Genomic DNA, 26,764 nt, shown 5'->3' on the forward strand with positions numbered 1-26,764 from the left:
TTTTGAAGAATTTAATTCTTTCTTTTTTGACTAATTTTACAAACAAACTTAACTAAAAATCAATTTGAACGCGGAAAAACATATCAACAGTATTGTATGCCAATCATAACCCTAACTACCGATTTTGGATACAAGGACCACTTTGTGGGTGCTGTTAAAGGGGCAATACTGAGCAACCTCCCTGATATTAGCATTGTTGATATTTCGCACGCCATTAGTCCTTTCAACATTCAGGAATGTGCCTATATCCTTAGGAATGCCTATCGTTCGTTCCCAAAGGGAACGGTTCATATTGTTGGAGTGGATTCGGAAATTTCACCAGAGAATGAACATATTGTTGTTCAAGTGGACGGGCAATATTTTGTTAGTGCCAACAGCGGGGTTATTTCCTTGATAACTTCCGAGGTTCAACCCGAAAAAGTGGTGGAAATCAATCTGCCCAATGCGGAAGCTGGCGCTTTTCCCGTGCTCCATATTTTTGTTCAGGTAGCCTGCCATATTGCGAGAGGTGGGAAACTGGAGGTTATAGGCCGACCTTTCGAAAACTTGAAAGAGTTACGTGATTTTGAACCACGGATTACCAACGAAGGCAAATCCATCACGGGCAATGTTATTTATATTGATAACTACGGGAATGTGGTCACCAATATCCAGAAAAGTCTTTTTGAGGCCTATCGTAGCGGTCGTGATTTTGAAATTATTGCAAGGACCACCAAAATACGGCAAGTGCACCAGAGCTACAACGGCATCATCAACTATAATTTGGAACGCAACCAGCGCAAAGGTCCTGGGGATGCCTTGGCCCTTTTCAATTCTGCTGGTTATATTGAACTTGCCATTTATAAAAGTGACCTGAATTCCGTTGGAGGAGCCTCTTCCCTTCTTGGACTCAATTATAGGGACACGGTAACCATAAATTTCCTGTAAATGTTGATACGCATCGTAAAACTGACTTTTAAACCCGAAAATATTGCTAGTTTTGAGCGAATCTTTGAAGAAAGTAAAAACGGTATTTTGGCTTTTGAAGGCTGCAACATGGTAGAATTGTATCAGGACATCGCTAATTCCAACATCTTTTTCACCTATAGTTTTTGGGACACGGAATCGCACCTGAACCAATACAGGAATTCCGATTTCTTCAAAGAGGTTTGGGGCAATACCAAAAAATTGTTTTCCGACAAGCCTGAAGCTTGGAGTGTTCATAAAGTTCAATCAACAAACCCATCTTAATGTTCGCAATTTTTAAGAGAGAGGTACGGTCCTTTTTTACATCGCCCATCGGTTATTTAATTGTGGGTTCATTTTTACTGCTTAACGGGCTTTTTCTTTGGGTCTTCAAAGGAGAATACAACATTTTCGATTACGGCTTTGCCGATTTGAGCAACTTCTTTTTACTGGCTCCTTGGATTTTCATCTTTTTGGTACCCGCCATCACCATGAAAAGCTTTTCCGAAGAACGGAAAATGGGAACGCTCGAATTGTTGCTCATCAAACCCATCTCCATTTGGAAATTGGTGCTCGGTAAATTCTGGGGCGCATTTCTATTATGCGTCATTGCAGTAATTCCAACAATCGTATATGTTTTTGCCATCTCAGGATTGGGCATGGTGGAAGGCAATTACGACCTCGGTGTGGTATTCGGCTCTTACTTTGGATTATTGTTTTTAATGGCCTGTTATACATCCATCGGGATATTTGCCTCTACGCTTTCGGATAATCAAATCATTGCATTTTTGGTTGGGATTTTGGTCTGTTTTCTGATTTTTAACGGGTTTGATGCTGCATCTTCACTGTTTTCCAACGGAGAAACACAACAGACCATACAATCACTCGGAGCAAAGGCACATTTTGATAGTATTGCCAGGGGCGTGATAGACACTAGGGATTTAATCTATTTTATCTCATTGACCCTATTGTTTCTGTACCTCACTTTTCAACGTTTAAAACAATTACCGCGATAATGGGAAAGTTTTTTGTATCCATAGTAAAAGTAATTGTGTTGGTTGTGGTCATCAACCTATTGGCCCGTTTTGTGTACACCCGTTTCGACCTTACCGAAGATAAAAGATATACCCTTTCGGAACCCGCCGTAGCGGTAGCACAAAAATTTGAGACACCCGTAATTGTGGACGTATTGTTGGATGGCAACATTCCAGCAGAGTTTGCCAAACTAAAAACAGAGACTATACAACTCTTGGAATCCTTCGGGTCTAAAAATAGCAACATCAAATACAATTTGGTGGACCCTTTGGAGGATAGCGAAAATCCGCAGGAAACCGTTGCCCAATTGCAGAGCTTGGGTCTGCAGCCCGCTAATGTTACCGTAGAGGAAAACGGAAAGGTTTCCAACGAGCTGGTATTTCCATGGGCCATGGTCAACTACAACGACCAGACGGTAAAAGTGCCATTGCTCAAGAATAAATTGGGTTCTTCAGCAGAAGATCGCATCAATAATTCGGTACAACAATTGGAATACGCCTTTGCTGATGCCTTCACCAAATTGAGCATTGAAGAAAAAAAGAGTATCGCCGTAATCAAAGGAAATGGCGAACTGGATGATATTTATATTGCGGATTACCTCACTACCATTCGCGACTACTACAACATTGGCGCCATAACCTTGGATTCAGTGGCCAGCAATCCGCAAAATGTATTAAATCAGCTAAAAAACTTTGACCTTGCGCTGATTGCCAAACCTACCGAAGCATTTACCGATCAAGAAAAATATGTGATGGACCAATATATGGTTCAAGGAGGCAAGTCCATTTGGATGATAGACCAGGTCAACATGGAAATGGACAGCATTTATGCAGGTGGCGGAGAGGCGATTGCCGTTCCCCGAGATTTGAACCTGAAAGATTTGTTCTTCAAATATGGGATCCGCATCAATCCTGTTTTGGTCAATGACCTATATTTTACCCAAATAGTACTGGCCTCGGGTGAAGGGAACGATTCACAATACAATCCCCTGCCTTGGTTTTATTACCCCATGGTTTTTTCGCAGAACAATCATCCCATCAACACCAATATTGAGGCGGTACGATTACAGTTTACCAGTCCCATGGACGTCTTGGAAAACGATTATGAGAAGACCATCTTATTACAGAGTTCACCGCTTTCTAAAACGGACGGAATTCCGAGAGTGGTCAGTCTCGACATGATCAACCAACAACCTGATCAGGAAACTTACAACAATGGCAATCTTCCATTGGCCGTCTTGATTGAGGGTAGTTTTACCTCGATGTACAAGAACAGGGTTAAACCGTTAAAGCTTCAAAATACCTTGGAGGAAGGACCCGAAAACAAAATGATCGTAATCTCGGATGGGGACGTCATCAAAAACCAATTGCGCAACGGCAGACCGCTGGAATTGGGGTACGATAAATGGACGAATAGCTTCTACGGAAACAAGGAATTCTTGGTGAACAGCACAAATTACCTTTTGGACAACACGGGGCTTATTAACATTCGAAACAAGAAAGTATCCATCCCTCTTTTGGATGTTAAAAAAATAGCAGCACAAAAAACCAAGTGGCAGCTTGTAAACATTGGACTCCCAGTAGTTTTGACCCTACTGTTCGGCCTCTTCTTTGGCTATTACAGAAAACGCAAGTTTACCGCTTAAGTGTTGATAAATTTGTTTCTCTGCTAAATCCATTTGGGATATATTTGTTTTTATTGATTTTACAGGCCGTAAAACACGAATTAATTGCACAAAAAGCAACTATACTAAAGTATTTCGTTGATGAAATTTATCGTATCCAGTACATATTTATTGAAGCAGCTTCAGGTTTTGGGAGGAGTTATCAACAATAGCAACACCTTGCCCATTCTTGACAATTTTTTGTTCGATCTTAAAGAAAGTAAGTTAACGGTTTCCGCATCCGATTTGGAAACTACCATGAGTACGGTTTTGGAAGTGGATTCCGATTCCGAAGGAACCATAGCAGTTCCTGCTCGTTTGCTTTTGGATACCCTAAAAACATTCCCTGAACAACCGTTGACCTTTGTTGTTGAGGACAACAACACGGTAGAAATCAGTTCCAACCACGGTAAATATGCCTTGGCCTATGCCGATGGAGCAGAATTCCCGAAAGCGGTGGAAGTCTCCAACCCGAGCTCCACTACCCTATTGGGAGATATTTTGGCAACGGCTATCAACAAGACCATATTCGCTGCAGGAAATGATGATCTTCGCCCCGTAATGAGCGGTGTGTTCTTCCAATTCTCTCCAGAGAATTTAACCTTTGTGGCCACCGATGCCCACAAATTGGTGAAATACCAACGACAAGATGTAACAGCTTCTCAAGTAGCGGAATTCATTATGCCGAAAAAGCCTTTGACATTATTGAAAGGTATTTTGGCAGGTTCCGAATCCGAAGTGACCATCGAATACAACGATAGCAATGCCAAGTTCTATTTTGACAATACAGAACTAGTTTGCCGTTTGATAGATGGAAAATATCCAAACTACGAAGCGGTAATTCCAAAGGAAAACCCGAACAAATTGACGATTGCTAGAAATCAATTCCTTAGCTCGGTGAGAAGGGTTTCCATTTTCTCCAACAAGACCACGCATCAAATCCGTTTGAAGATTGCAGGAGCTGAACTCAATATTTCTGCAGAAGATGTGGATTACAGCAACAAAGCGGAAGAAAGATTGTCCTGTTCCTATCAAGGGGACGATATGCAGATTGGATTCAACTCTAGATTCCTTCTGGAAATGTTGAATAATTTGTCTTCGGACGAAGTTTCCTTGGAAATGAGCTTACCGAACAGAGCAGGCATCCTTACCCCAATCGATGGCTTGGATGAAGGCGAACATGTGACCATGTTGGTAATGCCCGTGATGTTGAACAATTAAACTAATTTAACTACACAACCATAATTGAGAAGATTGGTGTCTAAAAAGTCTTCATAACTTGATTTGTCAAGTTGAGCCTGTCGAAACCGATATTGATTATCCATAAGGTAAAAATATTTCGACAAGCTCAATATGACATCGTCTTATTTTTTAGACACTCTCTTTTTTATTTTACGATATAAACCTAATCGTCATAAAATATGAAGGTGATTCGCCATTCGACGCCTTCACTGCATTAACGATAGGCAGGATAAAACCTAAAATACCGGTAGCGATTAACCCCAAAATTCCCAATCCCAAAAGTAGAATGGCAGGAATGCTGATTATGATATAAAGGATAAGGCTAATCTGAAAATTGATGATGGCCTTACCATGTTCGTTCATCCCCTCGACCTTATCTTTAGAAGACAACCAAATGATTAAGGGAACTATCAAGCTACCAAAGCCCGTTACGTAAGATAATAGTTGGGTAAGATGCGTTACAGCCAACAAAGTGTTGTCCGTTCTAACTGCTTTTTGATTAATAACTTCCATTTTTGATTGATTTTGATGATTCATAATATTAGTAGTCAAAAACGTAAAAATGTTACAGACAGCTATGAATTCGTACTTTTGTGCCCATGTCGCATACAGATAACATCGTAGCCTTGGCCACTCCCTCGGGAACCGGGGCCATTGCAGTAATTCGGGTTTCTGGGCCGGAAGCAATCATCCTGGTGGACAAATTGTTCAAGTCCATCAAAGGCAAAGCATTGGCCCAACAAAAAAGCCACACCATTCACTTAGGCAATATTGTTGATGATGATAAAATATTGGATGAGGCCTTGGTTTCCATTTTTAAAGGTCCACATTCCTACACAGGTGAAAATGTAGTGGAGATTTCCTGCCATGGTTCCCCTTTTATTCAGCAACAAATCATTCAATTGTTGTTAAGGAATGGCTGCCGTGCCGCATCGGCCGGGGAGTTTACCTTAAGGGCGTTCCTGAACGGTAAGATGGATTTAAGCCAGGCCGAAGCTGTGGCCGACCTTATTGCCAGCGACAGTGAAGCTGCCCACGATATTGCCATGCAGCAAATGCGTGGCGGATTCAGCAACGAAATTCAGGAATTGCGACAAGAGTTGTTGAATTTTGCATCATTGATTGAACTGGAACTTGACTTCTCCCAAGAAGATGTGGAGTTTGCCGATAGAACCCAGTTCAATGAACTGCTTACCCGCATCAGTACGGTGCTTAAAAAATTGATTGATTCCTTTGCCCTTGGCAACGTCATCAAAAACGGAATCCCCGTGGCCATTGTGGGTCAGCCCAATGTGGGAAAATCCACTTTGCTCAATGTGCTGCTCAACGAAGAACGTGCCATTGTCAGCGAGATTGCAGGTACTACCCGGGATACGGTCGAAGACCATATCTGCATAAAAGGCATCGGTTTTAGGTTTATTGATACCGCTGGAATCCGTGAAACGGTGGATGTGGTCGAGAAAATAGGCATTGAGCGTACCTTTGAAAAAATTGAAAAGGCTCGGCTCATTATTTATCTTTTTGATGGAATGGAGTTTGACAAAACCGAGTTGAAGCAAATACAGCAACGCTATCCCAACAAACGGTTGTTGCCCATCTGTAACAAAATGGATCTCTTAAATCCAAATCAAAAAGAAAAGATAGCATCTGAGATACCCGATGTACTTTTCCTTTCTGCTAAACTTAAGGAGGGTATTTCCGAATTGGAAACCAGGCTTCTCTCCCTAGTTGATTCAGGAGCATTGAGCGGCGACACCACCATTGTGACCAATAGCCGGCATTATGATGCCTTGCTCAAAGCCTTGGAAGAAATCCAAAAAGTAAAAGAAGGTCTGGATATGGAGTTATCGAGCGATTTAATGGCCATCGATATCCGTCAAGCACTCTATCATTTGGGTGAAATTACAGGAAGTGTTACAACGGACGACTTATTGGGCAATATTTTTTCCAATTTCTGTATCGGCAAATAGGCGCCAATTTTTTTTGATTTAATTTGATTCGATTTGATGCTATACTATTAGTCATCAACACTTTACATTATAACTTTTTTGCCAACATCTTCCTTACTTACCCCTTTTTTAAGTAATTTTTACACCTCATTTACACCTCGAAACCGATTTTCAAACCCGAGGTGTAAAAATTTACACCTCAAATGAAAATACACCTCAGAAAGAAAAAACTCAAAAGTGGAAAAAAGAGCCTTTATATTGAATATTATAAAGGTCATAAAAGCACCTCCAAGAATAAAATTAAACATTTTCGAGAATTTGAATATCTAGATCTTTATTTAATAAATGACCCCCAAACGGCTCAAGATAAAAGGACCAATAAGGAACAACTAGAATTGGCCAAGAAAATCCTGGCGATCCGAAAAGCTGAAGTCTATCAAGGAAAATTCAAAATACAGAACAACTTCAAGGGTAAAACAACATTTCTTTCCTATTATGAACTTAAAAAAGAGGAACGCTATGAGTCCAAGGGCAATTATGACAACTGGGATGCCGCTCAAAAGCATTTGGAAAAGTACTGTCCTGAACACATCACATTCAATGATGTCGATGTGGATTTCATAAAAGGCTTTAGAAAGTACCTGGACACTGTAGCGGTCACCAAAAGTGAGAAAAAATTATCCCAGAATACCAAGCATACCTATTTCAATAAGTTCAAGGCTTGTCTCAGGGCAGCATTCGATGAGGGATTCCTAAAAGAGAATTTGGTAAAAAAGGTCAAAGGATTTACCATGGCCGAATCTACCAGGGAATACCTCACTTCCCAAGAGCTTCAGAACCTGGCAAGAACAGAATGCAGGTTTCCAAAGCTTAAACGCGCATTCCTATTCTCCGCCCTTACCGGCATCAGATGGTCGGATATCAACAAGCTCAAATGGAAAGAGGTGCGGGACGAGGGAAACAATCATTTGGGAAAACAACTGTATCGAATTGTTTTCAAACAAAAAAAGACTGATGGAGTTGAATACCTTTATATATCGAATCAGGCAAGGGACTTATTGGGGGAGCGCCAGAAACCCGAGGACAGTGTATTCAAAGGGCTCAGCTACAGTGCCCATATGAACATTCAGTTATTAAAATGGTGCATGCACGCCGGAATTACAAAACATATTACTTTCCACTCCGCCAGACACACAAATGCAGTCCTACTCTTAGAAAACGGTGCGGACATATATACGGTATCCAAGCGATTGGGCCACAGGGAAGTCCGAACCACACAAATCTATGCCAAGATAATTGATGAAAAGATGAAACAAGCAGCGGATATGCTGCCAAAGTTGAATCTGGAAACCATGGAATTACCCTAACTTAAATTCCCAAATTCTGTCTTTATGTCCTTAAACCAAAACTCGTATACCCTAAAAAATATATGTGACCATAAAATCACGTTGTTGATAACTCACATTTTTCGGTACAACCCATGATTATTTTTGTTGGTCATTGAAATCATTTAAAATTAAACGACAACAATTCAATACAACTTATTGTATATCTGCATTTTGTGAATATTATTACTGTTTCATCCATAGCTTAAACTGGCTTTTCTACCTACTTTTATCTACAGAATTCTACCATAGGAAACAAAGCGCTTTGTTCATTTTGAACCTTTAAATCCGATAAAATGAACAACATTGAATTAAACGAGAAACTCAACAACATCGAACGTCTTTTGTTGGGAGCAAAAAAGGTACTCACTTTTGACGAGGCCTGTGACTATACCGGGATATCCAGAAGCTATCTATACAAACTGACCGCTGCAGGTAAAATACCCCATAGCAAGCCTAACGGAAAATTGATTTATTTTGATATCGATCGTCTCAACAAATGGTTGTTGAGAAATGATAGAAAATCCACTTACGAGACAAACGACCAAGCGGTTGAATATATCCTGAGAAAGGGATAGCCCTGTTTTCATATTAACACCTCATGCTATTTCTCCATATAGCCAAAAAATCATTACATATGAAAAGTATTCCCTACATCAGGGTCGGGACCACTTTTTACAAGTTGGTCAGAATACCCACCATATCAGGACATTTCAATGAGCTACTGATGCCATGGAACGAACATATCATCAAACAGGACCATGGAAAGGATTATTTAAGCAATGTCCCAAAATACGATGGGTTTGCCTGTATTCCCAGCCATATTGATTTCAAAAAAGAACATCATGGATTTTACAATACCTACTCACCTTTGGAGCACGAGCCCAAAGCAGGGGACTTTCCGCATACCTTGTCCTTTTTGAACCATATTTTTGGACAACAATTGGAACTGGGACTGGACTATCTGCAGTTGTTGTACCAAAAACCGGTACAGATACTTCCCATTCTGTGCCTGGTTTCCAAGGAAAGGAACACCGGAAAAAGTACCTTTCTCAAATGGCTTAAGGAAATTTTCGGGAATAACCTGACCTATCTGACCAATGACAGTTTCGGAAGTCAGTTCAACTCGGATTGGGCCAACAAACTATTGATTTGTATTGACGAGGTGTTGTTCAACAAAGAGGAACTCACCGAGCGCATCAAGTACCTGAGTACCACCAACCGAAACAAATTGGAAGCCAAGGGCAAGGACAAAAGAGAAGTGGAATTTTTTGGCAAGTTCATCCTTTGTAGCAACAACGAGGATAACTTTATAAAGATCGATGCCCATGAGACCAGGTTCTGGGTACGAAAAATACCCCCATTAAAAAAAGAAGATACAGAGTATTTAGAACAATTAACAAAAGAAATCCCTATCTTTTTACATCACTTGACAAAAAGAAAACTCCATTCCCTGCAACGATCACGGATGTGGTTCTCCCCAAAGGAAGTATATACTCCAGCATTGAAAAAACTGGTTTACAATAACCGTAATCGTGTAGAAAAGGAACTGGCTAGTCTATTGGTCAGTGCAATGGAAAAATTTGATGTGGATTCAGTAGACCTCTGTCCCATCGATGCCCTACACCTGCTCAACCGGACAAGGGTGAAGACCGACCTGACCCAGCTGAGGCGGCTGTTGAAGAAAGATTGGAAACTGGACAACCAGCCGAACTCCAACAAGTACCAAAAAATAACCATCTGGAACAACGGTGAGATCAATGCCGAAGATGCCAAAGGGAGGTACTTTACCATTAAAAAGGAATTTTTAGTCCAAAATTTTGATGATTTGATGACAGATTGAGAAAATCCCAATGTTTATAAGGGTTTAGGCTATCATCACCTTATCATCATTTTGTCATCAAAATAAAAAATGATGACAGGGCCCATGAAGAAAAAAAATAAAACGATGAGCCGATGATAAAACGATGACTTGGGAACTATCAGTGTTAATAGGACTCCCCAAAGATTTGTCATCAAATCATCAAAAATCACCCAACAACAAAACCATGAAAGAAAAAAGAATGAACTGTGAAACGGCACGCAATCTTTGCATCATGTCTGCACTGGCGGATATGGGACATTTCCCAACCAGGGAATCCAAAAATGAAGCATGGTTCCTCAGTCCTTTGAGAAAGGAGACCCAAGCATCTTTCAAGGTCTCCAAAGTCCTAAACAGGTGGTATGACCATGGTGAGGGCATTGGTGGAAACCTGATAGACCTCATGATGAGGATCACCGGTTCTTCCGTACCCGAGGTATTGGAATTATTGGATGGAGGTATGTACTCCATATCACCGGCCCCTGCCCCGACCAAAGCTCCGGCCAGTACCAAAAAAGGAATAATCGTGGGAGAGGTAATGGACATATCCCATTTGGCCCTATTGCAATATCTGGAGGTCAGGTGCATCCCAATGGCCATTGCACGTTCCCATACAAAGGAGGTCCATTTTGAAATGGGAAACCAGAATTATTTTGCTATCGGCCTCAAGAACACCAAGGGAGGATGGGAGCTCAGGAACCGCTTCCAAAAACTGTGCTCTTCCCCTAAGGCCATAAGCCATTTCAACGAGGGAAAGGAAAACTTGGCCATTGTCGAGGGAATGTTCGATTTTCTATCACTAATAACCATAGCTCCGTCATGGTTAAAGGATTCTAACATATTGGTGTTGAACTCCCTGGCTTTTGCCAATCAATTGGGAGAAATCATTGATGGTTGCAATCAATGTAAGCTACTCTTGGACAATGATGCTGCGGGGGATAAAACGACCCAAACTTTATTGCAACAACACGATAATGTCTGGGATGAAAGAAAACTGTTCCATGGGTTCAAGGACCTTAATGAAAAACTCCAATCTGACCCTATGATGAAAATTAAAAGGAAGTAAGCTTAAACAATATCATCCCTTAAATTATTAAGCTTTCTTTTATATTTTTCAATCGCTTCAGGGTTCAGGTCCATGACCAAATGTTTCTTGCCAATTCGGTTTCTGCTCTCTACCGCATGGTCCTGAGCATACCCAAAGTCACTTTTCAATTCCTTCATTTGCTCCTCCAGATGTTTGTACCTGATCTTCGGAACGGTAACCTCGGTATCCAATAGTTCTGGATGGGAGGGTGTTTTCTTCTCAGTCAATTGCTGCTCGAAAAAATCGAAGTCCCCCTCCCATTCCTCATCATCGGATTCAAGTTCTTGGTTAAAAAGTACCTACATCATTTCAAAGGTGGGCAAGGTCTGTTCCTTTTCGATGTTACGCATAATGGCCACAATGGCATTGAACCTACGTTTGATAAGATATTTGAGACTGGCGACGGTCTCCCCCATTTCCTGATCCGGGGAGATACCATGACGTTCAAAAAAATCCAGCATGGCCAATAAGGTCATGGACCTGGGACCTGCCAAACTTCTTGGAAAACCTTCTGAACTTCAAGGCCACTAATTTCTTTATGGCCATATTCCTGAATTTCTCTTTTTCGTATCGTTTTTCCGTTTTTCCGTTTTTCCGTGAAAAATTTGTTGATTTTATTGGGCTGGCGGTATTTTTCCGTGAAAAATTTCAAATATCTCCCCTCAAATCATTTTCAAAAATTATATAATCAACTATATATCAGTGTTTTGATAAAAAAACAGATGTATAACATGGCGCTAGCCTGTTACCCTCTTGCTCTTCCTTTTCGTCCCATAGGGACAAAAACGCATCGCCATGCCACTGAAAAAAGACGGGCTTATTATATGTTTCGATAAATTGTACGGACTTTGGGAAAGTCAAATCGGATCATTGCCCCGTACCATCATTGGTTCATTATAAAATTAAGTTTTGTTGCACAAAAAACCCAATCATAATGATTGGGCTTGATCGGTTCCATTTATCATAATTCCCCTTTGCTTGGATTGTTGGATATCACATCAATTCATTATCGGCAAAACTGTAATAACTACCTTCCGGTGCCAAAATGATATGATCGAGCACCTTGACATCGAACAATTGCGCCGCCAGTTGGATCTTTTGGGTCAATTGTTTGTCCATTTCACTGGCCTTCAACTGTCCCGATGGGTGGTTATGGGCCTTATGTAAAATTTGACATAATGGGCCAGGATGATACCCACGGAAAGCGTCTTGAGTACAATGGCAAAAAGGATGCGCATGTCCACCAAGGTGCCCGTGATGCCCCCATGGGAAAGCGGATAGATACCCTTGACCTTGTTGGAGCGGTTCAACAACACGATCTTAAAGGTCTCGTGCAGTGCGATCGTATCACGGTCCCAGTTCGCGAACAGGAGTTCTGCCACTTCTTTGGAATTTGTGATCGAGAGCGATTTCAGGGTCCCCAGCTTTTCCCGGTAACTTATCTGTATTTCATTGACTTTGTGTTCCATGTTTTAGACCTTAGAAGTTGAAAGAAAAAGCGCCCCGAACCATGGAGCGCCCGATGGTTTCTACTCCTCATTGGTGGTTCCTCCCAACAATAAGATCTCGTTCACCACTACCTCGGAAACATAGCGTTTGTTCCCTTCCTTGTCCTCGTAGGACCTATGGGTTAGTTTTCCCTCGACAGCAATTTTCTTGCCCTTGGATACAAATCCCTCGATGATGTCGACAAGCTTTCCCCATGCGATCAGGGTGTGCCATTCAGTATTGGTCACCTGCTCCCCTTTACCGTTCCTGTAGTGTTCGTTGGTGGCCAGGTTCACCCGGGCCATGCGCTTTCCGTTCTCAAAATCGGTAATCACAGGGTCCTGCCCCACGTTGCCGATCAACTGTACTTTGTTCCGTAAATTTCCCATGTTAAAAAGGTTTAAAAGGTTAATGATTGCCCCCTCAGTTTATTTTATTCAAATTTTAAGGGGCGTTCGTTTGGTTTCCTTCGTGCACGGCACAATGAAAGAAGGGGGTTCTGTCAAGGCTTTTGACAGGAAATCGGGAGGGTATATGACGTAGTAAAACCCTAGGGTTTTCAAGGAAATGGATACCCTATTTGCTGGCAAAACAGGGCCTGGCCTTGAGAGGTTCTACAAGGGCCCTGGGAATTCCATCTGACCCAGTGGCAAGTGAGCGAACGGGAAGTTGAGCGAGTGAAGTCATTGTGTCCTGATTGGAAGTTCCCAGGCACTGCCCTGTTTTCCGATGCCCCGGAAAACAAACTAGGGCTTCTTTTATTATAACCCCTTAAAATTTGATGGTGACATAACAGAATTTAAGTCTCTAATCGGTTAGTTTCAAAATAGGTATTTCAAATGGAGAGTAGATTACAATCCATCGTTTTCGCACTATTTCGAAAATTAATTAATCTGGCTTTTTATTGAGCTTCCTGTGGAAAACGAGTCCTGATTATTATAAGATGCAAGTCTCAAGGTGTAATTTGCAAAAAATACCAAAAATTGGTATTTTTGAAGTAGAAATAGAAATTATGAGCAAGAACACATCAATATCACTTGGAAATTACTTTGACCAGTTTGTCAGTAACCAAGTTTCTGCTGGACGTTATAAAAACGTAAGTGAGGTAATTAGAGCTGGACTTCGACTTTTGGAAAACGAGGAAAGTAAAGTTATTGCGTTGAGAAACGCTATTCAAGAAGGAATTGACAGCGGAATTGCGCACGATTTTGACCCAAACAAGCATCTTCAGGAATTAAAAGCTAGACGCAAAAAGAATGTCTAAATATGAACTGACCAATAAAGCGGTTGAGGATTTGACTGGAATTTGGGAATACACAATTGAAAAATGGTCGGAACAACAAGCTGATAGATATTATAATTTACTATTGGACAGTTGTCAGGATATTGCAGATAATCCCGAATTAGGGAAAAATTATGACGGAATCACAAATGACTTATTCGGACTTAAAACTAGTAGACATATAATTTTTCACAGGAAACGAAATGATTTCCCCATAGAAATTACGAGAATTTTACACGGACAAATGGATTTGAAAATTAGAATAACCGAATAAAGGTTTATCTGGCAATGATGGTACCATTCAATTTATCATTCTAATTGTGTAAGATACCGTTTGCCTAATAAAGGCACAAATAAGCCAACTATTAGAAAAGGCATACAATTTCAGAACATATACAAAACATTTTTAATGAATACCAACTGGATTATCAACTGGTAGTCCTGAAATCCTGGTCTACCATTGAGCATGATGACATTGTGGAAACGCCCGACATTGTATACCACTCTGGTCGGATAATATTGAGCACTCCTAGACTCAACACACAAACCTAACATTCAAATCACTACGGCCAAATATTACATGGCTCAAACTTTCCGATTTTAATGATCCCGACCATCCTACTCATCAAAACTCGGCTTTATCAAACTGAAGACAATTTACCTTTGATGTTGGAAAGGTCTTGAAATGGATTTACCCTGAAATGTAAACAAAATTGTTTATATTTGTGGTATGATAAGTTATGCGGAAAAATATAAAGGAATACACCCAGGATTGATTCTAGAAAGGGAATTGAAGAAAAAATCGTTAAAGCAACGTCCATTCGCCTTGTCCATAAATGAACATCCGCAAACCATTAACGCCATTGTCAAGGGAAGAAGGGACCTTCCAATTGCAATGGCACTAAAGATAGAAGAGGAATTGGGACTCGAAGAGGGCAGTCTGGCAATGTTGCAGACCTTTTATGATATCCAAAGAGAGAAGAAGGGAAAACCTTCTCAAACTCCTGATTTCTCCATCCTACGTAAATCCCTATTTTGGGATACGGATATCGATAACCTTAATTGGGACAGACATTATAAGGCGGTCATTCGCCGTGTTTTTGAACGAGGGAACAAGGCTGAGCAAAAAGAACTTATTCGTTTTTATGGGGTCGATAAAGTTACTTCCGTAATCAGATCTTTGAATAGAATTGAAAAATATTAAAAACACTTAAGTGCTTCATTACCATACCGTCAATCCGCTTTTGAAAGAATCCCTTTTCCTATTTATGAAAGCTGATGAGTTTGATGACTTACGTTTGGTGGGAGGTACTTCATTGAGTCTTCAAATCGGCCACAGGGAGTCCGTTGATATCGACCTTTTTACCGATACCCCTTATGGAACTCTTGATTTTAATAGTATTGATGCCTATTTGGAAAACCAGTTTCCTTATGTTGATTATATTCGAGACCTTTTCCCCGGTATGGGCAAGTCATATCTTATTGGCCAGGATAGAAACAATGCCATAAAATTGGATGTGTTCCATACCGATGAATTTATTAATCCAACAAAGGTAGTAGATGGTATTCGTTTGGCATCCATCGAAGAAATCATAGCGATGAAGCTGGAGGTGATTCAAAATGAGGGTAGGAAAAAAGACTTTTGGGATATTCACGAATTGCTGTCAAGTTACCGTATTGATGATATGCTCAAATTACATGAGAAGAGATATCCCTATGGCCATAATCGTGAATTATTGCTGGATAATTTCACCAACTTTGAAAGGGCAGACGATGACTTTGATCCCATTTGTCTAAAAGGAAAAATTTGGGCCTTCATAAAGGAGGATATTCAGGGGCACATAGACAAGTTTAGGCAAGCCCGATAAACCTCCCAATAGGAATTAGACTTAGTTCAATCCTGTAGTTGCACCAAAAATCAGGTGAATTTATTTATACCATAAACATAGCTGACTTCCTTACGCTCCATAGCAACCAGACCAAATTATTTTTTTATAGAAAATTCCTATATTCATAAATGTTCGAATAAACGATAACTGTACCATATGATAGAATAACAAATCAATTACAACTATTGACAAACGGTTTTAATCAACTTAAAAGATATCAACAAGGTTTGATTTTCTTAACTTATTTACACCCCTATTACACCTCAAACTCTGGGACCCCCATAAAATAAGGAAAAGTACATATTGTATCGGGAAATAGATAACAACTACAACCAATAAAATTATTAAAGCTAAAGCTTAACGTGTTTTTGCTTCGAAAAATTACGTAAATTCATGGTCAGCTCTAAAGACCAATAATAATTTTTTAAGAGCTGTATATGAGCCAGCTAACGGACGAAAAGTTCTTACAACAAATCAAAAACCCTATACGGTTTATGATATTGTGCTATTCGGATTATTGATAAGCATTTGCATACATCGAACGGTTTAAAATGGTTTTTGGAGTTTTATCCTTTCTTCCCTTAACATCTTGCTTTCAAGGTTGACCATCAACTACTTGAATACTTGAAATCTGTTTTTTGAACTACTTTTTTAATTGAACTTTCCTTAAAACAAAACGATGGTGTGGTCTTTATTTTTCAGCATTTTATCATTTTATGGAATACTCATTGTGGTGAACATTCCAGCTCCCTTCCTTGGACTCAATTTTGAAAACGGGGAAGCACCAAAATTATGGTATGCACCGCCCGGATTTGTTATTCCCATTGTCTGGTTTGTACTGTTCACCCTTCTGGGAATTGGCAGATATTACCTGATTCAGACATCAACAAACCACCAATGGTGGCTGTACGGCCTTGCTTTATTGTGCGCTACTTACGCATACTACACGCTGGGATTGGCAAAAATAACCCATGTTTCTGCGCTCTGGTTCGGACTAATCGGAAATTTAGTCGTTATCATATTTGCCATTTTGGTTGTATACAAACTTTTTCCTATAAACAAGGTTTCCGCACTTTTAACTATTCCCGTGATTCTATGGACCATGTTCGCCTCAATAATAGTAATCGGTGAAATGAAACTCGAAAAATTGATATAAATCAATCTATCCAATATTTATTTCCGAGTTTTTATTCTGACGCTATAACGATTGCCCATAATTAGTGCCCCGCTATTTTTCAAACAAAACGTATCTTTACAACTGTTGCAGCGACCCCTTAACACTAATCAAGTAACACATCTATTGATGAAAGCGACCATTACGTCCATTGAACTAAGGGGACCGTTCAAATTCTTTGCCCTCTCAGCAACCTCCCTAAAAATCCTTAAACAATTAAGGGCTACAAACTATAAGGATTTCAAGAAAAAAGGAGTTTGGACCACACACTACACCATGACGCTCTGGAACACAGAAGAAGAATTGAGGGAGTTTGCCCATAGCGGCGCACACCTTGAAGCCATGAAAAACAGTGGAGAGATTGCCAAGGAAATACGCACCATTACCATTGATGCCGAGGCGCTTCCCAATTGGTCAGAAGCAAAAAAACTGCTTGAAAAAGGAAAAGTGTGGAAATTTTGAAAAATTACAGGAAAGTAGCTTGTACTGCTCTTTCTTGATGTATAGGCCAAATTAGCCATAGGTGTATTCAGCATACCATTTGCCGTCAGTTAGTATTTTTAAAAGGTTCTTCCAGCTTAGCATCATTACATTCAAAAATTTATGTTAAATACGGACTTGTTCACCAAAATCGGGCTGTGACACGTATTATCCTTCCATAAATTTTAATGATCTTTAGGATTTTTAATAGGACGAATGGGCAAAAGGAAGAAGCAAGCCAAAGTATTACGCATATTTAGAAAAGTACACCGAACCACAGGAGCATTATTATTCATTTTTTTCTTTTTTATATCCATATCCGGACTCATCTTGGGATGGAAAAAGAACTCCAACGGATATATTCTCCCCAAGACACAAAAAGGTACAACTGCCGACCTAAAAAAATGGCTGCCCGTTGATAGTCTTCATACCATAGCCATCACTACAATTCAAAATGAGTTTAGGGACAGAACTTTAGAAGTTGATCGTATTGATATTAGAAAGGAAAAGGGCTCTGTAAAATTTATTTTTGTCGACTCCTTTTATGAAATCCAGTTGGATGGTGCTAATGGCAATGTACTCTCCATCGGAAAAAGACGGTCTGATTTTTTGGAAAACGTTCACGATGGCTCTATTGTGGACGATTATCTAGGCACCGATGGGTATGTTAAATTGGTTTATACAACTGTAATGGGCGTTTCCCTATTTATTTTTACCGTCACTGGTTTTTGGCTTTGGTACGGACCAAAACGAATGAGAAAAGCCAACAAAGCGTAATTCTTACCAAAAAGAAAACCGTTCAAACATAGTGATTGAACAGCTTAATTTTAGTTTTATCTTTTATCCTTTGATTTTTTTCACAGGAACCGTTCCGTATTTATCGATAAGATAAACAAGGCTGGCCATGGTAGCGGCACCAAGTTCCAATTCGCGCTTGTTCACGTGCTCAAAAGTATCATTTTCCGCATGGTGATGATCAAAATAGCGTTGGCTATCAGGTCTAAGTCCGGCCAATACCATTCCTTCCTCCTTTAATGGCCCTATGTCGGCACCACTGCCGCCTTCATAAAACATATGAATCAAATACGGCTCGAACAAGTCTCGCCATCCTTGGATTTGCTTTAGGTTTTCTTCGGAAGCATCTATGGAAAAACCTCTCGGAGTAAACCCTCCTGAATCACTTTCTAAAGCAAAGATGTGATCTTCCCCTTTATTTCGAGCCACCTCGGCATACTTATTTCCGCCTCGCATACCATTTTCCTCGTTCATGAACAGCACCACGCGCAAAGTACGTTTTGGTTTATAGCCTGTTTCTTTTAACAGTCTTAGAACATCCATGCTTTGAACACAGCCTGCACCATCATCGTGCGAACCGTCACCCAAATCCCATGAATCTAAGTGACCTCCTACAACCATAATCTCTTTGGGATATTCACTGCCTGTAATTTCTCCGATAACATTGTACGACTGTACATCTTCAAGCTGCTTACAGTTTTGTTTAAAGTAAAACTTGGCATTCGGATTCAACTTAATGGTCGCACTCAACAAGTCTGCACCATTGGTACTGATTGCCGCCGCCGGTATACGCTTATCTACCGGAGTATCACCATATCCCATGGAGCCGGTGTGCGGATAATCGTCCAAACGAAGATTCATGGAGCGAACAATTACACCAAGGGCACCATATTTTCCAGCCTCAGCCGCACCTGAATAACGTTGGTCCACACATCCTGAATAGGCAGAAAAAGTGTTGATCATGGTAGGATCCATTGGGCGATTGTAGAAAACTATTTTTCCTGCGATTTTGTCTCTTCCAAGTTTCTCAAGGTCTTCAATTCCTTTTACCTCGATTACACTAGCTTTTAATCCCCCGGAGGGTGTTGCCACAGAACCTCCAAGTGCGCAAATGGGCACATTGGTGGTTAATCCTGGCTTGTTTTCGATATATGCAAACTCAGGAACTCCCCTGACCCATTTAGGAACCATTACCGGCTGTAACCAAACCTTGTCCAGCCCCAGAGAGTCCAATTGAGCCTTTGTATAGTCGACCGCCTGCTGCGCCTGCACGGACCCGGAAAGCCGCCCACCAATTTGATTGGACAAATAGTTGAGCCAATCGTAGGCCTTACCATTGGTCAATGCTTCATCATAAATTGCTTTTAATTGCTTTTCGTCTTCAGTTTGAGAAAAAAAGGGTGTGCTGACCAACAAAAAGGCCAAAATCAGAACAGTTCTCATGTAGTTTCTTTTTCCAGTTCTTGTTTAAAGGTTTCTAAATTAGCCTTTATTTCATCGTCCAGCTCAGGTTCCTCTATATCTTTGTACTTTTTTAACGCTTCCATCATTATGGAGGCCACAATTAAACGAGCTGCATTTTTATTGTCCGCAGGAATTACGAACCATGGCGCATGTTCCTTTGAAGTTTTGTTCAGGGCTTCCTCATAGCAAGCCTGATATTTATCCCAAAGTTTTCGTTCCTCAAGGTCACCTGGTGAAAATTTCCAATTCTTTTGTTTTAATTCGATTCTTCGTAAAAGACGCTGTCGTTGTTCTTCTTTGGATAAGTGAAGGAAAAATTTAAATATAATGGTGCCATTCTCAGAGATATGCTTTTCAAAATTATTGATTTGATTGTAACGTTTTTCCCAAAACTCATCATCAATATCCTCTACCGAATCAATCTTTGGAATGTTCTCGCCCAAAATATATTCAGGATGCACCTTGGTGACCAAAACATTCTCATAGTGTGTTCGGTTAAATACGGAGAATTTTCCTCTTTCGGGCAAAGCAATGTAGTGTCGCCAAAGATAATCGTGCTTTTTCTCTTTAGTTGATGGCACTTTGAAGCTATGCACTACCACTCCCCTAACATTAAAATCTTTGAACACTTCCCTAATCAAGCTATCCTTGCCCGCAGTATCCATTCCCTGCAAGCAGACGAGGACCCCATATTTTCCATGGGCATAGAGTGTATCTTGAAAATCCCCAAGGTCTTTTCTGATATTTTTCAACTCCTTTTTAAGCTTCTTCTCGGATTCGTTAAAGTCCTCGTAGGTATCTATTTCGGACAACTTTTCTGTGCCGGTCACTCTATAATCCTCTGTATTGATTTCTTTCATAGGATTGAATATAATTCATTTTGACTACTCATTCAACCCATGCATATCTTAAAGATGTAATTCATCGATACTTTTACCTCTTATACCTTAAGATGGTTATTTAATCGATCTATTTGCCCTTCAAAACCATGAAAATGTAACTTTATGGAAATCAATACGCAAAGTCCCAAATCCTAAAGCGTTATGAAAAACAATAAGATTATCCTACTTGTAGTCCTTGTCATCGGCTTGCTTATTCTATGGCTTATGGCCTCCTTTACCATCCCTGCAAATGCTTGTGAATATGCAAGTTCCAACATAGAATACATTAAAAACAAGATTGAGGATGCGGTGATGGCCGACGATTTAAACATGGCCAAATATCATGCTTACAAAGCCCTGAACGGCATTGAAAAAACCAAGGACAATTTTTTGGACTGCGGTTGCGGGGGAGCTATAGAAAGTCTGGAATTGACGCAAGATTATTTAAAAACAGCTACTAAAGCTAATGTCCTGGCCAAATCGAAATTGGTTTTGCACAAAGCCTTGGAACGCACTATTATTGGCATCAATGTCCTTAAAGAGTTCGAACAGGAAACATCCAGCGATTACGGAAGCAATGTATTGGTCATGAACACTACAGATGTACTTGATTTTAACCATGGTATGATGCTCACCCAAGGTGCATCCATAAAAAAACAAGTTCACCAGTGCTTATTGAGTTTTCAATCTTCCTTGGACAAAGTAGTTTCTGATGTGGATTGTAAAGATGCACGTAGGTTCGTTACCAACATTTATGAAGAAGCACGGCTGACGTTGTTGAACACCAATTTATCCCAACACAAAAAGGAATACCACCAAAGGGTAAAAACTTTGGCAAAAGAGGCATTGGATAGCCTTGGAAACTGTAATTGATTATTTACTGGCGAACAGCTTTACATCTTCTTCCGACACTTCCTTTCCGCCCAATATGATCAATCGCTCCACTACGTTACGAAGTTCACGAACGTTACCGGTCCAATCATAACTTTTGAGCAATTCCACTGCTTTTTTGGAAAAACTCTTTTGTCCGGTGCCCTGTTCGGCCGCAATTTTTGTAGAAAAATGTTCTATGAGCAAAGGAATGTCATTACGCCTTTCGTTCAAGGCCGGGACCTTTATCAAAATTACCGCTAAACGGTGGTATAGGTCTTCTCGGAACTTTCCCTCTTCTATTTCCTTCTTTAGATCTTTGTTGGTCGCGGCCAATACACGAACATCTACTTTAATATCCTTATCGGAACCCACACGCGAAATCTTGTTCTCCTGCAATGCCCTTAGCACCTTGGCCTGCGCGGAAAGGCTCATATCCCCGATCTCGTCCAAAAAGATGGTTCCTTTATTGGCGGCCTCAAATTTGCCTGCACGATCTTTAACGGCTGAAGTAAATGCCCCTTTCACGTGACCGAACAATTCACTCTCTATCAATTCAGAAGGAATTGCTGCGCAGTTTACTTCTACAAAAGGGGATGATGAACGTGGGCTTTTTTCGTGGATCCAATGTGCCACCAGCTCCTTACCTGTTCCGTTGGAACCTGTAATCAAAACACGTGCATCGGTAGGCGCCACCTTTTCGATCATTTCTTTTATCGCTTCGATTTCCTTGCTCTCTCCGATCATTTCGTAATTCTTGGAAATCTTTTTCTTGAGCACCTTGTTCTCAACTGCCAATTCCTTTCTGTCCAAAGCATTCCTTACGGTGGTAAGCAATCGGTTCAAATCTGGCGGTTTGGAGATGTAATCATAGGCCCCCAACCTCATGGTATTCACTGCCGTATCCAGGTCACCATGGCCCGATATCATGATAAAAGGTATCTCTGGCTTTATTTTTTTTGCAGCTTCAAGAACTTCTACCCCATCCATTTTTGGCATTTTGATATCACAGAGCACAAGGTCAAAATCTTCTTTTTTGATAACATCTATCCCTGCTAGGCCATCCTCTGCTTCGACCACATTGTAGCTATCGTTCTCTTCGGCCAGTATTTTAACCAATACTCTTCTAATTGCCGATTCATCTTCTATTACCAAAATTTTTGACATATGCTGCTTTTTTAAAATATTCCGATCTTGAAGCCTGTCCTAATATAAAAATTTGGGTCTTTATTGAACAAAAATACTTCTCCTCTTTCTTTGTTCCGTAATTTTCCTTCTTGTATCAGGGTAGTCCCTGCTATTGCAAAAAAGGAAATACTTTCCGTAACATTATACTGATATCCCAAACTCCCGACCAACGTATTAAACGATATCCGTGATGCTACCGATCCATTATCCAAAACAATATCGTTTTGCAGGTTCATAAAATAACCATCCAAGAACGATGCCAACTCAAAACTGTGCCTTTTATCCAGATGATATTTTAGGTTGGATTTTGGCACTCCCAGTACAAACGACCAATCTGGATGAAACCTTCTGTAATAGTGTATAAGGGGCAATGGCACAGGAACTCCTGCCGTGCTATTATAGGTTAATCCCAAAACAATCCTAAAAGGCTTATCCGCCTTCGGTTTCTCTTTCCAAAAGGCCGCGGAGGCATTCATAAAAAAATCCTCTTTGATTATCCCATCCAATAAATTGGATGCAATCCGCGGGGTCAAAATTGTCACCAAGTTCCAATCTTCGTTCCATTTTTTTATCAACCCCAGATTGAAATCAATGATATGGAACCTGATCATCTCCTTTTTATCAAAAGGAAGATCTGCGGTATATCCCATATCAAAACGGTTATATTCACCACCTATGGCCAAATATTCATCCTTTTCGTTGAGTTTTATGGGAACATTGAGGAGGGCTTTGTACCGTTGGGTCTTTACTCCGCTTTCATTTTCTGGTATATTGAGGTATTCCAGTCTTAAAATATCCGTGCTTTGCGCCAATAGACCTTGGCTACAGAGTATTACAACGAAAGCGAACCACTTCCAAATTGTAGTATGGTGACTTGATTTTTTTATGTCTTCTATTGTTTGGGCTGAATAATATGTATATCTCGTTGCGGGAATGGTATACTAACGTTGTTTTCCTTGAATTTGGTATTTATTTTATAGCGCATCTCACTTTTTATGCGCGGGTCCCTAAAGGTATCATTCGTAAAAAAATAAATGGAGAAAACCAGTGCGGAATCCCCAAAATCCTCGAACAGAACAAAGGGTTTTGGGTTTTTTAGTACTTGCTTTTGTGTATTGGCCACCTCTTCCAAGATTTTGGTCACCAGGTCAACATCACTACCATAGGCAACACCAACAGTTACTTTCTCTCGGGTGGTTCTATGGTTTTGGGTATAGTTGTAAACGATATCGCTGATAAACTTATGGTTGGGAAGAATCAACACTTTATCGTCCCGGGTTATTGCCCTTGTGGTACGGAGCTTAATCTCGAACACCTTGCCCACTTTACCATCGACCTCTACTACATCACCAACCTGTAGGGACTTATCAACTATAATAAAAATACCTCCAAGAATATCCTTGAACAATTCCTGTAAGGCAAGACCCAAACCAACAAATAGTGCTGCGGATGCCGTAATTACCAAGGTAATGTCCACCCCTGCCGCACTTAGGGTCACCAAAACGGCAATAAGGTAAATCACATAGTTGATGAACTTAAAGACACTGGTAAACTTATGCTTGTCCTCTTGCTCCATTTTGCGCGTAAATATCAAGCGCAACCACTTTAATAAGAACTTTGTTACCACAATGGTAACCGTTAACAACAACAAAAGCCCAATGGTAAGGTCTATGGACTTTTCACCTTGACCTATATGAACCCCAAGATCCAAAAAATCCTTAATGGACCCCCAGAGATCCTTCGTAATGATTTCTTTTATTTCTTCTGCGCCGTCTTGCATACTATTTTAATATCTCAACCATTTTATCAACTCTTTATAGGTCGGCTTTTTTCCATACATTAAGATACCTGTTCTGTAGATTTTTGCCGCTAGGGATACGATACCCAAAAAGGTAACGATCAATAGAAAAACGGACAACAAAAACTGCCACAAAGGTACTCCTCCTTCACCTATTCCTCCCGGCAAACGCATCAGCATAACAATGGGCGATGTTAAAGGAAACAACGAAAACCCAACTGCTATGGGACCGTGCGGATTACTGAACACAGAAAAGAATCCCACATAAATAGCCAACATTAAAGGTAATATAATAGGAAAGATAAATTGTTGTGTATCCGTTTCATTATCCACGGCCGCTCCAATGGCTGCGTAAATGGAACTATAAATAAGGTAACCAAGTACAAAATAGATAAAGAACGATACGATTAGCAAGGCCCAAGGAATATCATAAATTTCCTTCGCGTACATCATCATATCGCTGTCCATTCCGCCAAATTGAGACATTCCCGCCGCTCCCGGGGTCATAACGCCATCGTTTGAAAGCGCGCTAAGGTCAATGCCAAAAATCAGCACAGCCATAAACAACAATGCCGAAGCTGAGATGATCCAAATGGAAAACTGGGTGATTCCTGCCAAGGAATTTCCGATAATCTTACCGAGCATCAGTTGGAACGGTTTCACTGAAGAAATTATCACTTCAATGATTCTGCTCGTTTTTTCCTCGATAACGCTGCGCATCACAAACCCACCATAAATAATAATGAACATCATGATCGCATAGCCGAATCCGCCCCCGATAAAAGCTTTGATCTCGTTGATTCCCCGCATACTTTTTTCGCCATCAAACGTGGAAAGATTGATTTCGAAAGGTTTCTCCACAGTAGAAAACTGTTCGGACGTGACTCCTAGTTTTTGTAACCGGTCTTGTCTTAACTGATTTTGAAAAACATCCTCAAGCTCCTTGGTTACGGATGTATTGGGATTGTCCTTAGTAAAAAGGTAGGCTGAACGGGATACTTCTTCCACCGTTTTCCCTTCGGGAATGTATAGCAGTCCGTAATATTCCAATGCGTTGGTTGAATCCTTTGCCTGCTCCAAGGTCAAATTATCCATATGCACGTAGGAAATATTTTTGGAAGGATAGAATTCGCTCTGGAAAAAAGAACTTTTGTTCAAAACACTGACTACTCTGGTTTCGTCATCATTTACTTTGGCCAAAAAAGCAATCAGCACAATCATCCCCACCATTAAAAGTGGGCTCAAAACAGTCATAACAATAAAGGAACGGTTGCGCACCTTGGCCAAATATTCTCTTTTTATGATCAATCCAAGTTTACTTGCCATTGTCCTTGTTGTTTACGGTTTGAATGAATATGTCGTTAGCAGATGGAATGGTCTCTTCAAATCTGTTGATGTTCGCTACTTTGGATAGTTCCGTTAAAATATCGCCTGTGTGCCTTGATGCCAACTGTACTTTAAAATTCAATTGGTTTTCAATGGGGTCTATTTCTGAAGAAAGGATATTGAACTTTTCCTCCAAGGATTTCAAAAAGTCCCTAGGGTCCTTTTGCATCTGAACGCCGACGTTGAAAATGTTGTTTTTATATGCTTTTTTGATGTCCGACAATTTCCCATCCAAGATTTTTTCGGACTTATGAATCAGGGCAATGTACTCACAAAGCTCTTCCACGGATTCCATCCGGTGCGTGGAAAAAATTATAGAGGTTCCGTTTTCCTTTAATTGAAGAATCTCATCTTTGATGATGTTGGCATTTATGGGGTCAAAACCACTGAAGGGTTCATCAAAAATCAACAACTTGGGTTCATGGAGTACGGTAACGATAAACTGGATTTTCTGGGCCATCCCTTTTGAAAGCTCTTGAATCTTCTTGTCCCACCAATCACCAATATCCAACCGGTCGAACCAGTATTTGAGCCTTGTTTTTGCTTCACTTTTGGACAACCCCTTTAACTGTGCCAGATACAATGCCTGCTCACCCACCTTCATGCTTTTGTACAGTCCTCTCTCCTCGGGCAAGTATCCTATGGATGCAATATGTTTTGGGGCCAAGGGCTCCCCATTAAGCAAAATCTCACCTGAGTCCTGATGCGTAATTTGATTGATTATTCTGATAAAAGAGGTTTTACCCGCCCCATTGGGCCCCAAAAGTCCGTAAATGCAATTCTTCGGGATTTGAAGTGAAATGTTGCTCAACGCAGTGTGATTACCATATGTTTTGGTCACATTTTTGGCAACAAGGATATGATCCATGTAATCTATTTTTTCAAAGATATGTAATTGCTAG

At 40.5% G+C, this 26,764-nt stretch carries 29 protein-coding genes and 1 pseudogene; 18 read left to right on the top strand and 12 right to left on the bottom strand.

Annotated features, from left to right (window positions below):
* Nucleotides 1-96: 96 nt before the first annotated feature.
* The 5 genes from J0656_RS06875 (at nt 97) to dnaN (ending at nt 4,864) form a co-directional block, all read left to right on the top strand.
* Entirely contained in the window at nt 97-927 is an 831-nt protein-coding gene (locus J0656_RS06875; protein ID WP_207032490.1) for an SAM hydrolase/SAM-dependent halogenase family protein, read from the top strand.
* Nucleotides 928-1,230: a putative quinol monooxygenase gene (locus J0656_RS06880; RefSeq protein ID WP_207032491.1), complete on the top strand. Its 303-nt coding sequence runs from the start codon at nt 928-930 to the stop codon at nt 1,228-1,230.
* Nucleotides 1,230-1,961: a gliding motility-associated ABC transporter permease subunit GldF gene (gene gldF / locus J0656_RS06885; protein WP_207032492.1), complete on the top strand. Its 732-nt coding sequence runs from the start codon at nt 1,230-1,232 to the stop codon at nt 1,959-1,961. Before J0656_RS06880 ends, gldF begins: the two co-directional genes overlap by 1 nt.
* Nucleotides 1,961-3,625, top strand: coding sequence for a gliding motility-associated ABC transporter substrate-binding protein GldG (gene gldG, locus J0656_RS06890; protein WP_207032493.1), 1,665 nt, complete (start codon nt 1,961-1,963; stop codon nt 3,623-3,625). The genes gldF and gldG overlap by 1 nt, the downstream gene beginning before the upstream one ends.
* A gap of 120 nt (nt 3,626-3,745) precedes the next feature.
* Nucleotides 3,746-4,864, top strand: coding sequence for a DNA polymerase III subunit beta (dnaN, locus tag J0656_RS06895; protein ID WP_207032494.1), 1,119 nt, complete (start codon nt 3,746-3,748; stop codon nt 4,862-4,864).
* Between the two features lie 171 nt (nt 4,865-5,035).
* On the opposite strand, the gene J0656_RS06900 is transcribed toward dnaN, so the two are convergent.
* Complete coding sequence (locus J0656_RS06900) at nt 5,036-5,398, bottom strand: DUF4870 domain-containing protein (RefSeq protein WP_207032495.1); 363 nt, start codon at nt 5,396-5,398, stop codon at nt 5,036-5,038.
* Nucleotides 5,399-5,484: 86 nt separating this feature from the next.
* Here J0656_RS06900 and mnmE point away from each other — a divergent pair, with 86 nt between their 5' ends.
* The 5 genes from mnmE (at nt 5,485) to J0656_RS06925 (ending at nt 11,146) form a co-directional block, all read left to right on the top strand.
* Nucleotides 5,485-6,855 carry a tRNA uridine-5-carboxymethylaminomethyl(34) synthesis GTPase MnmE gene (gene mnmE, locus J0656_RS06905; RefSeq protein ID WP_207032497.1) on the top strand — a complete coding sequence of 457 codons (1,371 nt, stop codon included), beginning with the start codon at nt 5,485-5,487 and terminating at the stop codon, nt 6,853-6,855.
* A gap of 182 nt (nt 6,856-7,037) precedes the next feature.
* On the top strand, nt 7,038-8,201 hold the full coding sequence (locus J0656_RS06910; protein WP_207032498.1) for a tyrosine-type recombinase/integrase: 1,164 nt from the start codon (nt 7,038-7,040) through the stop codon (nt 8,199-8,201).
* Nucleotides 8,202-8,515: 314 nt separating this feature from the next.
* Nucleotides 8,516-8,797, top strand: a complete 282-nt coding sequence (locus tag J0656_RS06915; RefSeq protein WP_207032499.1) for a helix-turn-helix transcriptional regulator — start codon at nt 8,516-8,518, stop codon at nt 8,795-8,797.
* A gap of 59 nt (nt 8,798-8,856) precedes the next feature.
* Nucleotides 8,857-10,062, top strand: a complete 1,206-nt coding sequence (locus J0656_RS06920) for a primase-helicase family protein (RefSeq protein WP_207032500.1) — start codon at nt 8,857-8,859, stop codon at nt 10,060-10,062.
* Between the two features lie 205 nt (nt 10,063-10,267).
* Nucleotides 10,268-11,146 (top strand): DUF8464 domain-containing protein, encoded by an 879-nt coding sequence (locus J0656_RS06925; protein ID WP_207032501.1) that lies wholly within the window; start codon nt 10,268-10,270, stop codon nt 11,144-11,146.
* Nucleotides 11,147-11,148: 2 nt separating this feature from the next.
* Here J0656_RS06925 and J0656_RS20120 read toward each other — a convergent pair whose 3' ends face one another.
* From J0656_RS20120 to J0656_RS06940, 4 genes and pseudogenes are all read right to left on the bottom strand, one after another.
* A complete protein-coding gene (locus J0656_RS20120; RefSeq protein ID WP_237688865.1) occupies nt 11,149-11,394 on the bottom strand; it encodes a hypothetical protein in 246 nt (81 codons plus the stop codon).
* Nucleotides 11,395-11,466: 72 nt separating this feature from the next.
* Entirely contained in the window at nt 11,467-11,661 is a 195-nt protein-coding gene (locus J0656_RS20125) for a BfmA/BtgA family mobilization protein (RefSeq protein ID WP_237688866.1), read from the bottom strand.
* A gap of 499 nt (nt 11,662-12,160) precedes the next feature.
* A pseudogene (locus J0656_RS06935) lies at nt 12,161-12,636 on the bottom strand (JAB domain-containing protein).
* 60 nt (nt 12,637-12,696) lie between these two features.
* A complete protein-coding gene (locus J0656_RS06940; protein ID WP_207032502.1) occupies nt 12,697-13,044 on the bottom strand; it encodes a single-stranded DNA-binding protein in 348 nt (115 codons plus the stop codon).
* Between the two features lie 623 nt (nt 13,045-13,667).
* Between J0656_RS06940 and J0656_RS06945 the strand changes: the two genes are divergently transcribed.
* The 7 genes from J0656_RS06945 to J0656_RS06975 all read left to right on the top strand — a co-directional run bounded on the left by J0656_RS06945 (nt 13,668) and on the right by J0656_RS06975 (nt 18,257).
* Complete coding sequence (locus J0656_RS06945) at nt 13,668-13,919, top strand: type II toxin-antitoxin system ParD family antitoxin (RefSeq protein WP_207032503.1); 252 nt, start codon at nt 13,668-13,670, stop codon at nt 13,917-13,919.
* A complete protein-coding gene (locus J0656_RS06950; RefSeq protein WP_207032504.1) occupies nt 13,912-14,211 on the top strand; it encodes a type II toxin-antitoxin system RelE/ParE family toxin in 300 nt (99 codons plus the stop codon). Before J0656_RS06945 ends, J0656_RS06950 begins: the two co-directional genes overlap by 8 nt.
* Nucleotides 14,212-14,667: 456 nt before the next feature.
* On the top strand, nt 14,668-15,141 hold the full coding sequence (locus tag J0656_RS06955; protein WP_207032506.1) for a helix-turn-helix transcriptional regulator: 474 nt from the start codon (nt 14,668-14,670) through the stop codon (nt 15,139-15,141).
* 10 nt (nt 15,142-15,151) lie between these two features.
* On the top strand, nt 15,152-15,805 hold the full coding sequence (locus J0656_RS06960; RefSeq protein WP_207032508.1) for a nucleotidyl transferase AbiEii/AbiGii toxin family protein: 654 nt from the start codon (nt 15,152-15,154) through the stop codon (nt 15,803-15,805).
* Nucleotides 15,806-16,505: 700 nt separating this feature from the next.
* The gene (locus J0656_RS06965; RefSeq protein ID WP_207032510.1) at nt 16,506-16,982 is read left to right on the top strand and encodes a tryptophan-rich sensory protein; all 477 of its coding nucleotides are present in this window, start codon (nt 16,506-16,508) and stop codon (nt 16,980-16,982) included.
* A gap of 147 nt (nt 16,983-17,129) precedes the next feature.
* Nucleotides 17,130-17,462 carry a DUF3291 domain-containing protein gene (locus J0656_RS06970; RefSeq protein WP_207032513.1) on the top strand — a complete coding sequence of 111 codons (333 nt, stop codon included), beginning with the start codon at nt 17,130-17,132 and terminating at the stop codon, nt 17,460-17,462.
* 234 nt (nt 17,463-17,696) lie between these two features.
* On the top strand, nt 17,697-18,257 hold the full coding sequence (locus tag J0656_RS06975) for a PepSY domain-containing protein (RefSeq protein WP_207032515.1): 561 nt from the start codon (nt 17,697-17,699) through the stop codon (nt 18,255-18,257).
* 63 nt (nt 18,258-18,320) lie between these two features.
* On the opposite strand, the gene J0656_RS06980 is transcribed toward J0656_RS06975, so the two are convergent.
* Nucleotides 18,321-19,718, bottom strand: a complete 1,398-nt coding sequence (locus tag J0656_RS06980; protein ID WP_207032517.1) for a M20/M25/M40 family metallo-hydrolase — start codon at nt 19,716-19,718, stop codon at nt 18,321-18,323.
* Nucleotides 19,715-20,599, bottom strand: a complete 885-nt coding sequence (locus J0656_RS06985) for a PPK2 family polyphosphate kinase (protein ID WP_207032519.1) — start codon at nt 20,597-20,599, stop codon at nt 19,715-19,717. The genes J0656_RS06980 and J0656_RS06985 overlap by 4 nt, the downstream gene beginning before the upstream one ends.
* A 183-nt stretch (nt 20,600-20,782) precedes the next feature.
* Here J0656_RS06985 and J0656_RS06990 point away from each other — a divergent pair, with 183 nt between their 5' ends.
* Nucleotides 20,783-21,493, top strand: coding sequence for a hypothetical protein (locus J0656_RS06990; RefSeq protein ID WP_207032520.1), 711 nt, complete (start codon nt 20,783-20,785; stop codon nt 21,491-21,493).
* Here J0656_RS06990 and J0656_RS06995 read toward each other — a convergent pair whose 3' ends face one another.
* The 5 genes from J0656_RS06995 to J0656_RS07015 form a co-directional block, all read right to left on the bottom strand.
* A complete protein-coding gene (locus J0656_RS06995; protein WP_207032522.1) occupies nt 21,494-22,657 on the bottom strand; it encodes a sigma-54-dependent transcriptional regulator in 1,164 nt (387 codons plus the stop codon). It lies immediately after the preceding gene.
* 11 nt (nt 22,658-22,668) lie between these two features.
* The gene (locus J0656_RS07000) at nt 22,669-23,490 is read right to left on the bottom strand and encodes a DUF6268 family outer membrane beta-barrel protein (RefSeq protein WP_237688867.1); all 822 of its coding nucleotides are present in this window, start codon (nt 23,488-23,490) and stop codon (nt 22,669-22,671) included.
* A gap of 80 nt (nt 23,491-23,570) precedes the next feature.
* Complete coding sequence (locus J0656_RS07005) at nt 23,571-24,458, bottom strand: mechanosensitive ion channel family protein (protein ID WP_207032524.1); 888 nt, start codon at nt 24,456-24,458, stop codon at nt 23,571-23,573.
* Nucleotides 24,459-24,464: 6 nt separating this feature from the next.
* Nucleotides 24,465-25,802 carry an ABC transporter permease gene (locus tag J0656_RS07010; RefSeq protein WP_207032525.1) on the bottom strand — a complete coding sequence of 446 codons (1,338 nt, stop codon included), beginning with the start codon at nt 25,800-25,802 and terminating at the stop codon, nt 24,465-24,467.
* A complete protein-coding gene (locus J0656_RS07015; protein WP_207032526.1) occupies nt 25,792-26,730 on the bottom strand; it encodes an ABC transporter ATP-binding protein in 939 nt (312 codons plus the stop codon). The genes J0656_RS07010 and J0656_RS07015 overlap by 11 nt, the downstream gene beginning before the upstream one ends.
* Between the last annotated feature and the right edge of the window lie 34 nt (nt 26,731-26,764).

The sequence above is a fragment of the Flagellimonas aurea genome (assembly GCF_017313785.1).
Lineage (GTDB): Bacteria > Bacteroidota > Bacteroidia > Flavobacteriales > Flavobacteriaceae > Flagellimonas > Flagellimonas aurea.

Excerpts from the sequence above, each read along its gene's own strand:
- J0656_RS06875 (WP_207032490.1), top strand. The coding sequence starts at position 97 with ATGCCAATCATAACCCTAACTACCGATTTTGGATACAAGGACCACTTT.
- J0656_RS06880 (WP_207032491.1), top strand. The coding sequence starts at position 928 with ATGTTGATACGCATCGTAAAACTGACTTTTAAACCCGAAAATATTGCT.
- gldF (WP_207032492.1), top strand. The coding sequence starts at position 1,230 with ATGTTCGCAATTTTTAAGAGAGAGGTACGGTCCTTTTTTACATCGCCC.
- gldG (WP_207032493.1), top strand. The coding sequence starts at position 1,961 with ATGGGAAAGTTTTTTGTATCCATAGTAAAAGTAATTGTGTTGGTTGTG.
- dnaN (WP_207032494.1), top strand. The coding sequence starts at position 3,746 with ATGAAATTTATCGTATCCAGTACATATTTATTGAAGCAGCTTCAGGTT.
- J0656_RS06900 (WP_207032495.1), bottom strand. The coding sequence starts at position 5,398 with ATGGAAGTTATTAATCAAAAAGCAGTTAGAACGGACAACACTTTGTTG.
- mnmE (WP_207032497.1), top strand. The coding sequence starts at position 5,485 with ATGTCGCATACAGATAACATCGTAGCCTTGGCCACTCCCTCGGGAACC.
- J0656_RS06910 (WP_207032498.1), top strand. The coding sequence starts at position 7,038 with ATGAAAATACACCTCAGAAAGAAAAAACTCAAAAGTGGAAAAAAGAGC.
- J0656_RS06915 (WP_207032499.1), top strand. The coding sequence starts at position 8,516 with ATGAACAACATTGAATTAAACGAGAAACTCAACAACATCGAACGTCTT.
- J0656_RS06920 (WP_207032500.1), top strand. The coding sequence starts at position 8,857 with ATGAAAAGTATTCCCTACATCAGGGTCGGGACCACTTTTTACAAGTTG.
- J0656_RS06925 (WP_207032501.1), top strand. The coding sequence starts at position 10,268 with ATGAAAGAAAAAAGAATGAACTGTGAAACGGCACGCAATCTTTGCATC.
- J0656_RS06940 (WP_207032502.1), bottom strand. The coding sequence starts at position 13,044 with ATGGGAAATTTACGGAACAAAGTACAGTTGATCGGCAACGTGGGGCAG.
- J0656_RS06945 (WP_207032503.1), top strand. The coding sequence starts at position 13,668 with ATGAGCAAGAACACATCAATATCACTTGGAAATTACTTTGACCAGTTT.
- J0656_RS06950 (WP_207032504.1), top strand. The coding sequence starts at position 13,912 with ATGTCTAAATATGAACTGACCAATAAAGCGGTTGAGGATTTGACTGGA.
- J0656_RS06955 (WP_207032506.1), top strand. The coding sequence starts at position 14,668 with ATGATAAGTTATGCGGAAAAATATAAAGGAATACACCCAGGATTGATT.
- J0656_RS06965 (WP_207032510.1), top strand. The coding sequence starts at position 16,506 with ATGGTGTGGTCTTTATTTTTCAGCATTTTATCATTTTATGGAATACTC.
- J0656_RS06970 (WP_207032513.1), top strand. The coding sequence starts at position 17,130 with ATGAAAGCGACCATTACGTCCATTGAACTAAGGGGACCGTTCAAATTC.
- J0656_RS06975 (WP_207032515.1), top strand. The coding sequence starts at position 17,697 with ATGGGCAAAAGGAAGAAGCAAGCCAAAGTATTACGCATATTTAGAAAA.
- J0656_RS06980 (WP_207032517.1), bottom strand. The coding sequence starts at position 19,718 with ATGAGAACTGTTCTGATTTTGGCCTTTTTGTTGGTCAGCACACCCTTT.
- J0656_RS06985 (WP_207032519.1), bottom strand. The coding sequence starts at position 20,599 with ATGAAAGAAATCAATACAGAGGATTATAGAGTGACCGGCACAGAAAAG.
- J0656_RS06990 (WP_207032520.1), top strand. The coding sequence starts at position 20,783 with ATGAAAAACAATAAGATTATCCTACTTGTAGTCCTTGTCATCGGCTTG.
- J0656_RS06995 (WP_207032522.1), bottom strand. The coding sequence starts at position 22,657 with ATGTCAAAAATTTTGGTAATAGAAGATGAATCGGCAATTAGAAGAGTA.
- J0656_RS07005 (WP_207032524.1), bottom strand. The coding sequence starts at position 24,458 with ATGCAAGACGGCGCAGAAGAAATAAAAGAAATCATTACGAAGGATCTC.
- J0656_RS07010 (WP_207032525.1), bottom strand. The coding sequence starts at position 25,802 with ATGGCAAGTAAACTTGGATTGATCATAAAAAGAGAATATTTGGCCAAG.
- J0656_RS07015 (WP_207032526.1), bottom strand. The coding sequence starts at position 26,730 with ATGGATCATATCCTTGTTGCCAAAAATGTGACCAAAACATATGGTAAT.